A 14002-nucleotide genomic window follows, 5' to 3' on the forward strand; every position below is an offset into this window, starting at 1 on the left:
AAGCGCGCGCGCCCTGCCCGCTCACAACCGCAAGGCCGCCGGCGCCAACTGGCGCGCCAGCGCCTTGCGGTCGACCTTGCCCACCGCGTTCTCGGGCAGGCGCTCGATCCACAACACCTCGCGCGGCACATAGATCCGGCCCAGGCGCGCCAGCACCTCGGCCTGTATGCCGGACGCATCCGGCGCGGCGTCGCCCGCGCGCTGCACGAAGATCACGGGCACCTCGCCAAGATCCTCGTCGGGCGCGCCCACCACGCAGCAGGCGGCCACGCCCGGCAGGCCCGTCACCACGCCCTCGATCAGCGCCGGCGAGATGTTCTCGCCGCCGCGGATGATCACGTCCTTGATGCGGCCGGTGATGCTCAGATAGCCCTGCTCGTCGAAACGTCCCAGATCGCCCGTATGCAGCAACTGCGGCGTGCCGGCGTCGGCGCTGTCCACGCCCACATAGCCCAGCATCAGGCTGTCGCCCTCGATGCAGATCTCGCCTTCGTTGCCCGGCGCGGCGAAGGCGCCGTCCGGCAGGCGCAAGGTCACGCTCTGGCCGGCCAGCACCGTACCCACCGAGCCCACGCGGCGCGCGGCGGGCGGGTTCATGGTGGAGGTGCAGGTGGCCTCCGACAGACCATAGGACACCACCAGCGGGCAGCCCAGGAAGGCTTCGATGCGCCGGTGCAGGGCTTCGGTGATCGGCGCCGAGCCGCAGCGCGCAAAGCGCAACGCCGCCAGGCTTGCGGGGTCGAATTCCAGTTCCAGCATGCGCGCGTACATGGTCGGCACGCCGGTGATGATGCTGGGCCGGAACGCGCGCAGCAATCCCGGCATGTCGTCCGCGCGGAAGCGCCCCGCCAGCGCCACGCAGGCGCCCGCCAGCAACGGCGCGAAGATCTGGTTGTTGAGCGCATTGGTGTGATGCAGCGGCATCACATGCAAGAGCCGGTCATCCTGCGTCAAGCCGGTATGCGCCAACACGCCGCGCGCATTGTTCGCCAAGCCGCGGTGGCTCAGCAGCACGCCCTTGGGATTGCCGGTGCTGCCGGAGGTGAACAGCAGCAGGCCCGCGTCGCCGGGCGCGGTCTCGGCGCCGCCTGTCCAATCCAACGGGCCTCGCGCCACGCCGGCCGCATCCAGCAAGCGGTCTGGCGCCAGGCCGCTGGCCCGCGCCGTCCCCGCGTTGGCCGCGTCGTGCAGCACCCAACCCAGCCCCACCGCCGCCACGCAGCGAGCAGTCTCCGCATCCGACAAGCGCGGCTCCAACGGGCACGGGCAGGCGCCCGCAGCCATCGCACCCAGAATCGCCAGCACCTGCCCCAGCGACCGCTCCATTGCGATGGCCACATAACTGCCGCGCGCCACGCCGGCGGCGCGCAGGCCGCCCGCGATGCGCCCGACCTCCTGGCGCAGATCGGCATACGTCAGCGTGCCGTCCGCGGTCACGATAGCGGGCCGTTCGGCCCATTGCGGCTGGTTCCACAGGCGCGCGAAAGCGGCCACCAGCGTGGCGTCGGCAAGCGTCATGGCGACCTCCTAGCGCAGCGCGACGGCGGCGTCGCGTTCGAACTGCCCGTCGGGATCCAGCTCGTGCAGGGCGCGCGTCTCGGCCGTGGTGGGCGGCGCGGACGGCTCGGCGCCGCTGGCGTCGAATTCGAAACCGGTGCGCTCGCGCACTTCGGACAAGCTGGACTCCGGATGCCAGGACTGCAAGGCCAGCCGCCCGTCGCGCTTGACGAACACGGCGATCGGCGTGACCACGCCGTGGAATCCGCCCCAGGACGTCATGAAGTCCAGCTTCGGCACGAAGGCGCGGCGCGAATGCTCGGTGCGCCAAGTGCAGGCGCGCCTGGCGGTGGGCAGCATCACCGCGCCGCCGCCGCCGCCCGGCAGGCGCACCTTGGGCTCATGCCAGTCGCCGATGCAAGAATTGTTGGCGCAGCCTGCGCCGTCGATTTGCGCCGCGCCCAGGAAGGTCAGGTCCATGCGGCCGCGCGTGCACAGGTCGTAGAAATCCTCGTTGGAGAAGATCGACGCCGTGTGCTCGGCCAGCACCGGATCGGAACTTGAGATGGGGACCTGCGAAGGCCGCGGATTCACGCCGCCGGCCACGTTGATGTAGACGAAATCCCAGTCATAGGCGCGCTTGGCCAGCAGGCAGGCCAGCATGGGCAGGGTCGAATTCACGCCGCTGAAAGTGATCTCGTCCGGCCGGATGAAGCGCGCCAGATTGGTGACGATGTACGAAAAGCCCGACCATTGCTCAGCCATGCTGCACCTCCCGCGCTTCGGGCGCCGCAGCCATGTGCGCCTGCAGATCGCCTTGCTTGTCCATGTATGCCTCCACCGCCGGATAGTCGATGGCGTAGTCCGGCCAGCAGGATCCCGGCCATGCGCCCTGCGGCGCCACGGCATAGGCCTGCACCATGAAGAACGGCACCAGCGTGGATTCCGGATTGGCTTCGAACACCGTGCTGTCGACCACCTTCTCGGCCACCACCAGCACGCTGCCCGCGGCGCGCGACATGACGCGGTCCCAATGCGCGGTGCCATGTACCCGCACATTACCCAGCGCGTCCACTTCGGAAGCATGGATCACGGCGTAGTCCGGGCGGATCGCCGGCACCACCCAGGTCTGCTGCCCGCTGCCATAGGGGTCGTCCAGGCATTTCCAGCCATTGAGCTCGGGCAGGCCGCTGCCATGCAGGCCGCCGCAAGGCTGGAACGGCACGCCGAAGGCCGCCGCGCGCAGACCGGCCGTGAGGCTGGCGCAGGCATGTTCTTCCAGCTCGATCTCGCGGCGCTCCACGGCCTTGCGGTACCAGGGCGCCAGGCCGAAGTTCCCTTCCATGGCTACGATGCCCGCGCGCACGCGGCGCAGCGCGCCGGCGCGGCACAAGATGTCCACGTCGTAGCCCGGCGATTGCTTGATCAGTTCCAGGTCGCGCCGCCCCTGCCGGATCAGTTCGCGCACGAAGGCGAACGGTCCGCGGTGCAGGAAGCTGCCGCCCAATGCGATCGATGCGCCGTTGGGCACCAGCGCCGCCAATTCCGCCAGCGTGCGCTGCTTGTTCTTCTGATTGAAACCCGATGCCATGATGTCTCCTTCCCTGCCTGTTCTTTTTCGTGGTCAGCGCGCCTGCAGATACGCGGCCACCCGGCCCTTCAATCCCGGCTGGGCGGCGGAGCGCACCAGGCGGGCAAGATCGGTGTCGGGCGTTTCCGCCGACAGCGCCGCGTACAACTGCACGCGGCTCGCACTGCTCAGCGCGGACGCGGCGTCCAGCGCGTCGCGCTCGACGTCCCGCCAATCCGGCGCGTCGGCGAGGCGGCTGGCGAAGCCGTCGCGCAAGGCTTCTTCCGCGCTGAACGTGGCCGCCTGCTCCAGCACCGCGCGCGCCCGCTCCGCGCCCACCAGGGCCGCGTAACGGCGCGTGCCCAGCACCAGCCCGAACTTCAGTCCGGGCATGCGGAAGGTGGCGTCCGGCGCGCTCACGCGCCACTTGCAGGCGCCGAACAAGTCCACGCCCGCGCCGAAATTGCGGCCATGCGCCAGCCCCAGCGTCAGGCAGGGCGAGGCCGCCAGCCGCTGCAACAGCATCTCGATGCGCACGAAGCGCAGCAGCAGATCGCCTTCGCTCTGTTCCTGCCAGCCGCCGAAGTCGAAGCCCGCGCTGAAGTTCCTGCCTTCGCCCTTGAGCACGATGAGCTGTGCGCCGCCGGACTCGGCCTCATCCAGCGCCGCGATCAGCGCTTCCACCAGTTCCGCCGACAAGGCATTCATCTTGTCGGGCCGCGCCAGCGTCAGCACGTAGGCCGCGCCCTGCTTGTCGATGCGGAGAACGCCACTCATGCTGCCGTCTCCTTCTTGCCGGCGCGCAGCGCGCCCAGCACTTCATCGTTGTGCTCGCCCAGGGCCGGAGGACGGCGGCGCAGGGCCGTGGTCTGGCCGTCGAAGCGCACCGGCAGGCCGAAGGTGCGCGTGCGCACGCCATTGGGCAGATCCACGGGCTGCACCCAGCCCATGTGCTCCACCTGCGGGTCGGCCAAGACTTCCGAATAAGTGTTGATGGGCGCGCAGGGCACGCCAGCCGCGCGGAAACGCGCCAGCCAGGTCTGCGCGTCCTCGGCTTCGAAGATCGCTTCCAGGATGTCGCGCAGCGCCGCCTGATTGCGCGCGCGGGCGCTGGTATCGGTAAAGCGCGGATCGGCCAGCAGGTCCTCGCGGCCCACCGTTACGCACACGCCCTTCCACAAGGCCTGATTGCCCGCCGCCATGCCGAAATAGCCGCCCTTGCAGCGGAAGGCCTGGTACGGCGCGTTGCGCGGATGGGCCGATCCCAGCTTGACGGGGTCCTTACCGCTGCCGAAGAACTCCGAAGTCTGCAAGGCCGCGATGCCCAAGGTGGCGCCCAGCATGGGCACGTCGATATGCGTGCCCTGCCCGCTCGCCTGCGCCGCGCGCAAGGCCGACGCGATGGCGAAGGCGCCATACAGTCCAGCCGAAAAGTCCGCCACGGGAACGCCGCACTTCACGGGTTCGCCGCCGGCTTCGCCGGTCACGCTCATGAGGCCGCTCATGGCCTGGATGGTCAGGTCAAAACCGCCTTCCTGCGAGCGCGGGCCCGACTGGCCGTAGGCCGAAATCGAGCAATAGACCAGCTTGGGATTGGCTTCGCGCAGTTGCGCATAGCCCAGCCCCAGGCGGTCCATCACGCCCGGGCGATTGTTCTCGATCAGCACGTCGGCGGAAAGCGCCAGTTCGCGCGCCAGCGCCACGTCGCCAGGGTCCTTCAGGTTCAGCGTCACCGAACGCTTGTTGCGGTTGAGGGACGCGAAGTTCTCGCTGTAGCCCTCGGAAATGGGCGGCCAGCTACGCAACGTATCGCCGCCTTCGGGGTTTTCGATCTTGATCACGTCGGCGCCCATGTCCGCCAACAACATGCCGCAAAAAGGCCCCGCCGCGACATTGCAAATTTCCAGCACCGTGATGCCGGCCAGCGCCGAACTGGGTGTCATGTCTGACCTCTCGCTATGAAAATTCAATATTTGGGACAAAGAAAACATTATAAGAGCACGCCTTCCAGGCTGGCATGATCCAGCGAAGCGCCGCTGCAGGCCGGCATATCTTCGCTAAATTCCTAGTGCAATCCCTAGGTGCAGCGCTTAATTGTTGACCAGCATATCACCCTGTGGAATTCTAAGTAAACCATTTATTGATACATGAGTCCTATATATTAGGATTTAATAAAAGGACCGCGGCCCCTGCGCATGCCGGCCCCACCGACACCAAGGAGACTTCCATGAAGAAAACGTGGCGCATTGCCCTGACAGGCATGGTGCTGGTTTTGGCAGGCGGCGCGGCCTCGGCCGACAACTGGCCGACGAAACCCGTGCGCATGGTGGTCCCCTTCCCGCCCGGCGGCGCGACGGATGCCGCCGCGCGCATCTACGCGCAACACCTGGGCGACTACCTGGGCCAGAGCGTGGTGGTGGAAAACAAGGCGGGCGCGGGCGGCGAGATCGGCGCGGAATACGTGGCCAAGTCAGCGGCCGACGGCTACACCCTGCTGATGGGCGCCGTGGGCAGCCACGCGATCCATGCGGCCATGCCGGACAAGCCCGGCTATGACTTCGGCACCGCCTTCGTCGGCGTGTCGATGGCCACCAGCATGCCCATGGCCGTGGCAGTCAACAGCAGCAAGATTCCCGCGAAGAATATTCAGGAGCTGATCGCTTTGGCCAAGAGCAAGCCCGGCACCATCACGTTCGGTTCGGCCGGCCCCGGCACTTCCCAGCACATGGCCGGCGAACTCTTCCAGGTCGTGACCGGCACCCGGCTCATGCACGTGCCGTACCGCGGCAGCGGCCCCGCCATCACCGACCTGCTAGGCGGCCAGATCGACATGGTGATCGAAACGCTGCCGGCGCTGCTGCCACAGGTCGCGACCGGCAAGATCCGCCTGCTGGGCGTCACCACCGCCACGCGCGCCACCGCGCTGCCGGATCTGCCCACGCTGGCCGAGCAGGGCGTGAAGGATTATTCGGTCGCCACCACCTACGCCTTGTTGGCGCCAGCGGGCACGCCGCCCGCGGTGGTGGACAAGCTTTCGGCTGGCATGCAAAAGGCCGCCGCCATGGCTTCCGTGCAGCAGGCCGCGCAGAAGCTGGGGGCCGACGCCGTGGCGACCACACCCGCCGACACCAGCCGCGTGCTCAAGCAGGAAGTCGCCCGCTGGGCCGACGTGGTGCGTTTGTCGGCGGCCAAATGAGGGCGCGGCCCGCTACTGGTCCAGATAGCCCCGGCGATAGCCCATCCCCTGCGAGATGGACTGGGCACAGGCAGCCACGTCCGGCGCCAGCTGCTTCATCCTGGCGGCGCTCAGGCGGTCCAGCGGACCGGAGATGCCTATCGCGGCCACGGGCTGATCCAGGCTGTTGAACAAGGTCACGGCCAGCCCGCCCACGCCTTCGCGCCATTCGCCGCGGTTGACCGCGTAGCCGGTGCGGGCGATCTTGCGCAGCTCGTCCTTCAAGAACGGCATGGACACGATGGTCGATGGCGTATGGCGCACAAGCTTGTCGGCGTAACGCTCGACATAACCTTCCGCCTGATAGGCCAGCAGCGCCTTGCCTGTGGCGACGGCGTAGGCCGGCGCGCGTCCGCCCACCATCGAATAGGCGCGTATGGGTTGGGGGCTGTCGATCTTGTCCACATAGACCACGTCGAAGCCGTCGAGCACGGACAGGTGCACGGTTTCGCCGGTCTGGTCGGCCAGCGTGCGCATGAAGGGCGCGGCCAGTTTGCGCACGTCCAGCTGGGCCAGCTGGCGCGCCGCCAGCTCAAATAGCCGCACCGCGCCGCGATAACCCCCACCGTCGTCGTCCTTGATCACGTAGCCCGCGTGTATCAGCGTCTGCAAGGTGCGGTGCGTGTTGCTGCGGGTCAGCCCGACACGGGCGGCCAACGCATCGATGGTGCGCGGCGGATTGTCCACGTCGGTCACCGCCTCCAGCACCATCAGACCTTTGAGCAGCGTCTTGTCCATTATTTATTTTCCTAATATTTAGGACAAGAAAATAGCATGAGACGCCGCGCGCGAACAGGTGCTAGCTTGCGCCCCCGGCGAGGGCGGCCCGCACGGTTTCCGAGCGGTCCCACAGGTTCGGCAGGGTGGCCGACGAATAGCCGGACACGAAAGGCTTGGCCTGGCCCGTCGCGGGATCATAGACATGCCGCGACACGGCGCCGATGTTGCCGCCGTAGAGATGCACGCTGATGGACACGCGGTCCGCATGAGCGTTGGACACACGATGGATATCGCCTTCGGCGGGCGACAGGCGCTCCACGTCGCCCGGTTGCAGCGTGGTCGAGGCGCCCGCGGGCGCGACGCTGCCGTCCAGCCCGCGCACATAACGCTGGTTGACCTCGGCCCCGCGCAGCATGCCCACGTAGCCCCAGACCTCGTGATCGTGCACCGGCGTGAACTGGCCCGGCCCCCACACAAAGCTCACCAGCGAAAACCGCTCCAGCGGATCGCAGTGCAGCAGGTATTGCTGGTAGTACTGTGGATGCGGCGCGGTACAGGCCTCGGGCAGCCAGTCGTCATGGCGCACCAGGTCGGCGAACGCAGCCTGCAGTTCCGGCGTCTGCGCCAGCGCGGACGGCGTGGCCAGGCGGGTAGCGGTGGCGATGAAGCGGCGCAGCCTGTCCAGGCCGCCTTGAGATTCGGGCATTGCGTCTCTCCATGAATTCTGGAAATCCCAGATTGAAAAAACAGTATCCATGATTCAGGACAGATGCGCAGCCTTGCCCCTGTCGCCGCCCTGGTAATCGCGACTAGCCTTTCTTGACTGGCGCGAGCGCAGGCTTCGGCCTCACCACTTGCAGCCCCGATCCGTAACGGTATCGGCCAGCAAGAACGGCAAGGCCAGCAAGCCCATGTCCGCATGCGCGTTCTTGCACGGCGGCCGCGCGCTCTTCGCGATGCCCCGCGCGATCTCGGATTGTTCGACTGGCGCCTTGGGTCCGAGGCGCACGGCGGGTTCTCCGCGCGCCCGCGGCATGCCCGCCGCTTGCGCGTCTTCCGGGCGCCAGGCGAAATCGCGCCGAGGATCCGGCGCGCCTGACGATGCCGCGGGCGTCCCGTCCGATTGTGGCGCGGATGGCGCGGGCGCCCTGCGCGCGCCGGATCGTTGCCGCGGCGCCACCGCGGGAGCCGGCGGCATGTCGATGCGGGCGGGTTGAGCAGGCACGGAGCCGGACCTGTCCTGCATCTTTTGTGCCGGTGGCGCGGACGGCACCTTGGCTGGCAGCAGATCCACGAAGAACGGCGGTTCCGGCGCGCGCGCGCCGCGCATGCCGACGGGCTCGATCCGCTCTCGCCACCACAACCCCGCAACCACCGCATGCAGCACGCACGCCGCCAGCAGCGCCCACCATGCCACCCTTCTCGCGCGCGGCCGCGCATCCACGATTCCAGCCGCAGCCAGATGCATCGCCACCACTCGAACAGTACGCCCCGGACAGCGGGCAACGCGGCGATGATAGCCCCGAGCGCAGTGAAGATTTGTGAAGATGTTGAGGGCTGATGTAGCGCACAATCATGTACTCAAGTCAGGCGAGGGGAAACCCCAAATCCCACCACCAGCACCCCGGGATACAGTGGCGGATAGGCTTCGCCGTGGAGATTATCATTCCGTTTTCCTGGAGACTTCCCGACGTGTTTGTGCGTTCGCCGGACGGTGTCTTGCACCGTGTGGTGCGCCACGCCACGACCACGGAAACCATCGCCCAACTTGAAAGCATGCCCAGCAATTACCACCTGGATTGCGAATGCATGCTCGATAACGGCGAGACCCTGCACTGGATCGGCGACAACCAATATCGCCAATTGAATGGCGGCGCCATTTTCACCGCCGAAGCTGCAACCACCACGCCTCGCGGCGATTCCCGCAAGAGCGCTGCCGCCAAGAGCAGCCTGCGCGACGCGCGCAGAAAAGCCGCGCCGCGCAAAGCCCCCGCGCAGGGGCAGAGTCATTTACCATTAGCTGTCGTCAATCTAAAAACCGGCAACGACTGGAGCCTGATACGCGCCTGGCGCGAGCATCTCAATATCAGCACCGCTGATATGGCTGCACGCCTGGGCGTGGACCACTCCATCTATATCGAACTGGAAAGGCCGCGCCCACGGCCCAGGCAGGTTATCCTGGACCGCGTATCCGAAGCCCTGGGCGTCTCTCCCGACCAGCTCGACGATTCATTGTTTGGAGGGCACTTTCATTAGCGCCCGGCGCGGGAACATCCAGCTTCCCGCCCCAGCGCACTGAAATGCCCGAACGACTTTGGCGCCGTATATCCAATGGCCCGCGCATGGAGGTATCGCATATGCTCGGCACCGCAAGACGATTGACCGACGTCCTCGCCACCGCGCCGGACGGCACGCTCTACCGCATTGAACGATTTGTCTCAGACCCTGACGCGTACTCCGCCTTGGGCACCTCGCGTTTCGATCCGAAGACGCATTGCATATGCCGCACCAGCACGGGCGAAAAGGTCTCGTGGCTAGGCGGACAGACCTACCGGCTCGTAAAGAGCGGCACCTCGCTGACGGCGGTGGACCGACGACGCCGCTAGGCGCAGGAGACCGCTGCCGCGGCGGCGGTCCCTTCCCCAAATCCTGCAAGACAGCCGCCCGGCGCGCGACATTGCGCACGTGCGCCGCAGGCGCTCGCGCTTGAGCCAGATCAAGGAATTCCGTGCACGCCCGGCAGTACGCTGGATGCATACATGGAAAGATCGGCGCCGCCGCCGCGGCGCCCTCAGGCAACAGGCACCCGGCATGGCCAAGAAGTTTCCCTTGCACCCGAAGCACCCCGAACGCATATGCTGGGGCTGCGACCGCTATTGCCCTACCGATTCGATGGCTTGCGGCAACGGCTCCGGCCGCACCATGCATCCCGCCGAGACGCTGGGAGACGATTGGTACACGGTCGGCGACTGGGGATTCGACGCGGACGACAAAGCCCAAGCCCAGGCGCCAGTCCCACCTGCTCCGCGCTGACGCGACATTCCCGCCGCAAAACAAAAAAGGCCTTCGATCCAAGATCAAAGGCCTTTCTATTTTCTTTCTGTGTAAGCCAAGCAAGAAGCTTGGTGCGCCCGGCAGGATTCGAACCTACGACCCCCTGGTTCGTAGCCAGGTACTCTATCCAGCTGAGCTACGGGCGCTCCGAAAGAGGCGTGTTTATACCATGAAAAATAAAGCACGCGCAAATCGGCCCGACCAAACCGGCGCCCACCCGTATCCAGCCGCCGGCGCATCCAGACGCTGACGGACCTTTTCCGCGCAATGCCTTCCACAAAACGCACGCAAAGGAAATAGTTCAGAAAACCCAGTTCATGCAGCCGCATTGCGAAACTTCCGCGTTCGAAAAATAATTGGCTTCCTGTGCATATAGGTCAAAACATGCGCCCACGAGCGGAAAGCAGCTTTTGCACGGGACCTCTCGCCGACGCCTGCAGCCGGGGCTCCCATGCCCCATATCGTCAGAAGGAACTTGCATGAAGATCAAGAATTCCTCGGGCGCGCTTCTCGTCGGCATCGCCGCCGCGATCCTGGCGGCCGGCTGTTCCACCGCGCCGAAAACGACGGAGTCCGGCTTCCTGCCGGATTACTCGCAGCTGCACCAGGCGCCCGCGCCCGACGGCGGCACCCGCCTGGTCTACCTGAATCCCGACTTCAACCCATCGCGCTATACCGCGGTCTGGCTGGAGCCCGTCGTGTATTACCCGGAGCCGCAGCCTTCCGCGGACGTTTCCCTGGAAACCCTCACCGAAATCCGCAATGCGGTCAACGAAACGCTGCGACGCAAGGTCGGCGAGCAGGTGCGGCTGGTTGATCGCGCCGAACCTGGCGTCGCCCATATACGCATCGCCATCACCGCGGTGGGGACCTCGGAGCAAGCGCTGCGCGCCTATCAATACATTCCCATCGCCTTGGTCATGACCGAGGCCCGGGCCGCCATGGAAGGAGGCATGGCGCGCAACGCGACTGTCGCCATCGAATCGCGGGTCACGGACAGCATGACGGACGAATTGCTGTATGCCTCCGTGCGCGGCGGCACCGGCGAGAAGGTCGCCAACGCCACTCAGGGCGCGGGCGGCGTGCGCCTGTCCAAGCTGCAACCGTTGATCGATGAATGGACCACGGGCGCGGCGCGAGAAATCGGCAAGTACGTCCGGCAGCGGTAACGCAAGGCATCGGCCGGGCGCAGCCTTACCTGCGCCACGGCTATTCGTGATTTTCAAACCATGATTTCGTTGGAGCGATCCTATGAAGCTGACACGCCGCACATTGAATGCAGGTGGCCTTGCCCTACTCGCAACCAGCGTCCTGGGTGCGCCAGCCCGAGCCGCCGATGGATTGGTCGCGGATTTTCCCGAAGGCGACGAGCAGTTCGGACTGGCAACGGATGTCTACGTCTATGCCTATCCCCTGGTGACGATGGAGATGACCAGAAGAGTCATCACCAACGTCGCGGAGCCCAAGGGGACGCGTGCGCCGATGGGACATCTCATCAAGCTGCGCCAGTATCCCGATGCCAAGTTCCGGGACGTGACCGCACCGAACGCCGACACGCTCTACACCACTTCCTTCTTCGACGTCGGCGACGAGCCCTGGGTCGTCAGCCTGCCCGACATGAACGGACGCTATGCCCTGTTTCCGATGCTGGACGGCTGGACCACGGTATTCGACGTGCCCGGCAAGCGCACGACTGGCACCGGGGCCCAAACCTACGTAGTCAGCGGCCCCGGATGGGAGGGCGCGATTCCGCAAGGCATGACCCACTACAAATCCCCCACCAGCATCGTCTGGCTGCTGGGCCGCATCTACTGTACGGGTACGCCGGAAGACTATGCGCTAGTGCACAAGCTGCAGGACGAAGTGAAGCTCTGTCCATTGAGCGCATGGGGCAAGGACTGGAATCCGCCACCGGGCAAGGTCGACCCCGCCATCGACATGAAAACCTCGGTGCGCGACCAGGTCAACAACATGGACGCGGTCGAGTACTTCAGCTTGTTTGCCCAGTTGCTCAAGCGCAATCCGCCGAGCGCCGCCGACGCGCCCATCGTGGCGAAAATGGCTGCGATAGGCATCGTGCCCGGCCAGGACTTCGACAAGAGCCAACTCGATCCCGCCATTGCGAAGCGCGTCCCGCAGGTCGGGTTCGGGCGCATCATGACGCACTTCAAGTCCAGCAACGGCGACATCCAGGACATCGACGGCTGGGGGTTCACGACCAAGACGGGCATCTACGGCACCAACTACATCCAGCGGGCCTTGGTCACCGCGATAGGCCTGGGCGCCAACCGCCCGCAGGACGCCATCTACCCCACCTCCCTGAAGTCCGATACCGGCGCCATCAAGCGCGTCTACAACGGTTCCGAAAAATATGTGCTGACCTTCAAGAAGGGCCTCACTCCACCCGTCTCCGGCTTCTGGTCGTTGACGATGTATGACGCGAGCTACTTTTTCGTCGATAACCCGCTGAACCGCTACTCGATCAGCGCGCGCCAAGCCCTCAAGGCGAAGCCAGACGGTTCGATCGATCTGCTCATCCAGCATGAATCGCCCGGCCCCGACATGGAGTCGAACTGGCTGCCCGCCCCCAAGGGAAAGTTCATCCTGATGATGCGCCTCTACTGGCCCAACGAAAGCAACCCGTCGATCATCGACGGCTCCTGGACCTTGCCTCCCGTAAGAAGGGTCACCTGATACCGGCGCTGCACTCCGCCGGCGCCAGACCGGCTTTGCGTCCACGGCGGGCGTGATGGATTCGATTCATCACGCCCGCGGCTTGGGGAGGGTTTGCGATGAAAAAGATAGTCATGGGCTGCCTGGCTTGCGGGCTGCTGCAAGCCGGGGCCGCGCTGGGCGCCGAAGCGGATCCGGCTTCCGCGGCGGGATCCCTGCCGTCAAATGAATGGCAGTTTTCGGTCACGCCCTACTTCTGGGCCGCCGGCCTGTCCGGCAAGACGTCGGCATCGCGTTCGCCCGTCATCGATGTCCACGCAGACTTCGACAAACTGTTGGACAACCTCGACTTCGGCGCCATGCTGATAGGCGATGCGCGCAAAGGCCGCTACAGCATATTCGGCGACCTGATCTACACCAAGATCGGCACGCAAGGAGATACGCCGCACGGCTTGCTGGCCAGCAGCGCGGACGTAAAGACTTCCACCTTCGCGGGACTGCTCGGGGTCGGCTATTCCGTGCTGGAAAACTCGCCGCATCAATTGGACGTGGTGGCCGGCTTGCGCGTCTGGTCGGTCGACACCGACATCACGCTCAAGGGCGCGCACCTGAATGGCAGAACGCGCAGCGACGGCGCCACCTGGGTCGACGGCCTGGTGGGCGTGCGCGGAAACTATGTCCTGAGTTCGAAGTACTACATCACCGGCTGGGGCCTGATCGGCGCGGGCGGGGCAGAAGCGGATTGGGATGTGGGCCTGGGCATCGGCTACAACATCAGCAAGAACGTCTCGGCAGCGATAGGCTATCGCGCGCTGGGCGTGGACTACAGCAGTGGGGGCTTCAAGTTCGACGCCGTGCTGCAAGGGCCGATGGCGGGCGTGACGATCCGCTTCTAGATGACGGCGCAAAACAAAAAGGCCTTCGATACGAGATCAAAGGCCTTTCCATTTTCTTTGCTGTATTGACCAAGTGAACTTGGTGCGCCCGGCAGGATTCGAACCTACGACCCCCTGGTTCGTAGCCAGGTACTCTATCCAGCTGAGCTACGGGCGCTCCGGCAAAGAGGCAAAATTATATCAGAAAAATCTTGCCGTTTTTACTGCTTTTGCTACTGCTCTTGCCATTTACACGCTTTATTCAATGCTGCACTGGCCGATTAAAACCAATCCAGAATCAAACTTGGTGCGCCCGGCAGGATTCGAACCTACGACCCCCTGGTTCGTAGCCAGGTACTCTATCCAGCTGAGCTACGG

Annotated in this window: 15 protein-coding genes and 2 tRNA genes; 7 read left to right on the forward strand and 10 right to left on the reverse strand. The window is 65.5% G+C overall.

Annotated elements, in window-relative coordinates; genetic code table 11:
- Positions 1-21: 21 nt before the first annotated feature.
- The 5 genes from AC3WOB_RS23295 to AC3WOB_RS23315 are packed head-to-tail and all read right to left on the reverse strand — an operon-like array spanning position 22 to position 5010.
- Positions 22-1518 carry a class I adenylate-forming enzyme family protein gene (locus AC3WOB_RS23295; protein ID WP_492276310.1) on the reverse strand — a complete coding sequence of 499 codons (1497 nt, stop codon included), beginning with the start codon at positions 1516-1518 and terminating at the stop codon, positions 22-24.
- A 9-nt stretch (positions 1519-1527) separates the two neighbouring features.
- Positions 1528-2262, reverse strand: coding sequence for a CoA-transferase subunit beta (locus tag AC3WOB_RS23300; protein ID WP_492276311.1), 735 nt, complete (start codon positions 2260-2262; stop codon positions 1528-1530).
- On the reverse strand, positions 2255-3088 hold the full coding sequence (locus AC3WOB_RS23305) for a CoA transferase subunit A (RefSeq protein ID WP_492276312.1): 834 nt from the start codon (positions 3086-3088) through the stop codon (positions 2255-2257). Before AC3WOB_RS23305 ends, AC3WOB_RS23300 begins: the two co-directional genes overlap by 8 nt.
- Positions 3089-3121: 33 nt before the next feature.
- A complete protein-coding gene (locus tag AC3WOB_RS23310) occupies positions 3122-3844 on the reverse strand; it encodes an enoyl-CoA hydratase/isomerase family protein (protein ID WP_492276313.1) in 723 nt (240 codons plus the stop codon).
- Positions 3841-5010: a CaiB/BaiF CoA transferase family protein gene (locus tag AC3WOB_RS23315; RefSeq protein ID WP_492276314.1), complete on the reverse strand. Its 1170-nt coding sequence runs from the start codon at positions 5008-5010 to the stop codon at positions 3841-3843. The genes AC3WOB_RS23310 and AC3WOB_RS23315 overlap by 4 nt, the downstream gene beginning before the upstream one ends.
- 284 nt (positions 5011-5294) lie before the next feature.
- Here AC3WOB_RS23315 and AC3WOB_RS23320 point away from each other — a divergent pair, with 284 nt between their 5' ends.
- Positions 5295-6263, forward strand: a complete 969-nt coding sequence (locus AC3WOB_RS23320; RefSeq protein WP_492276315.1) for a Bug family tripartite tricarboxylate transporter substrate binding protein — start codon at positions 5295-5297, stop codon at positions 6261-6263.
- 12 nt (positions 6264-6275) lie between these two features.
- Here the strand turns inward: AC3WOB_RS23320 and AC3WOB_RS23325 are convergent, their stop codons facing one another.
- From AC3WOB_RS23325 to AC3WOB_RS23335, 3 genes are all read right to left on the reverse strand, one after another.
- Positions 6276-7040: an IclR family transcriptional regulator gene (locus AC3WOB_RS23325; protein ID WP_492276316.1), complete on the reverse strand. Its 765-nt coding sequence runs from the start codon at positions 7038-7040 to the stop codon at positions 6276-6278.
- Between the two features lie 61 nt (positions 7041-7101).
- Positions 7102-7728, reverse strand: coding sequence for a cysteine dioxygenase family protein (locus tag AC3WOB_RS23330; protein WP_492276317.1), 627 nt, complete (start codon positions 7726-7728; stop codon positions 7102-7104).
- Positions 7729-7869: 141 nt separating this feature from the next.
- Complete coding sequence (locus AC3WOB_RS23335; RefSeq protein WP_492276318.1) at positions 7870-8490, reverse strand: hypothetical protein; 621 nt, start codon at positions 8488-8490, stop codon at positions 7870-7872.
- Positions 8491-8675: 185 nt separating this feature from the next.
- Here AC3WOB_RS23335 and AC3WOB_RS23340 point away from each other — a divergent pair, with 185 nt between their 5' ends.
- The 3 genes from AC3WOB_RS23340 (at position 8676) to AC3WOB_RS23350 (ending at position 10055) form a co-directional block, all read left to right on the forward strand.
- Positions 8676-9278 carry a helix-turn-helix domain-containing protein gene (locus AC3WOB_RS23340; protein WP_013395152.1) on the forward strand — a complete coding sequence of 201 codons (603 nt, stop codon included), beginning with the start codon at positions 8676-8678 and terminating at the stop codon, positions 9276-9278.
- Positions 9279-9379: 101 nt separating this feature from the next.
- Positions 9380-9628 (forward strand): hypothetical protein, encoded by a 249-nt coding sequence (locus AC3WOB_RS23345; protein ID WP_013395153.1) that lies wholly within the window; start codon positions 9380-9382, stop codon positions 9626-9628.
- A gap of 205 nt (positions 9629-9833) precedes the next feature.
- Entirely contained in the window at positions 9834-10055 is a 222-nt protein-coding gene (locus tag AC3WOB_RS23350; RefSeq protein WP_041655893.1) for a DUF3079 domain-containing protein, read from the forward strand.
- A 90-nt stretch (positions 10056-10145) separates the two neighbouring features.
- Here AC3WOB_RS23350 and AC3WOB_RS23355 read toward each other — a convergent pair.
- Positions 10146-10222: transfer RNA gene (locus AC3WOB_RS23355), tRNA-Arg, on the reverse strand.
- 333 nt (positions 10223-10555) lie between these two features.
- Here AC3WOB_RS23355 and AC3WOB_RS23360 point away from each other — a divergent pair.
- The 3 genes from AC3WOB_RS23360 to AC3WOB_RS23370 all read left to right on the forward strand — a co-directional run bounded on the left by AC3WOB_RS23360 (position 10556) and on the right by AC3WOB_RS23370 (position 13645).
- On the forward strand, positions 10556-11245 hold the full coding sequence (locus tag AC3WOB_RS23360; protein ID WP_492276319.1) for a DUF3313 domain-containing protein: 690 nt from the start codon (positions 10556-10558) through the stop codon (positions 11243-11245).
- An 82-nt stretch (positions 11246-11327) separates the two neighbouring features.
- The gene (locus AC3WOB_RS23365) at positions 11328-12770 is read left to right on the forward strand and encodes a DUF1254 domain-containing protein (protein ID WP_492276320.1); all 1443 of its coding nucleotides are present in this window, start codon (positions 11328-11330) and stop codon (positions 12768-12770) included.
- Between the two features lie 98 nt (positions 12771-12868).
- A complete protein-coding gene (locus AC3WOB_RS23370) occupies positions 12869-13645 on the forward strand; it encodes a hypothetical protein (protein ID WP_492276321.1) in 777 nt (258 codons plus the stop codon).
- A gap of 80 nt (positions 13646-13725) precedes the next feature.
- Here AC3WOB_RS23370 and AC3WOB_RS23375 read toward each other — a convergent pair.
- A tRNA-Arg gene (locus AC3WOB_RS23375) sits at positions 13726-13802 on the reverse strand.
- Positions 13803-14002: the final 200 nt, after the last annotated feature.

This window comes from Achromobacter sp. FW305-C-30-7 (assembly GCF_058783105.1).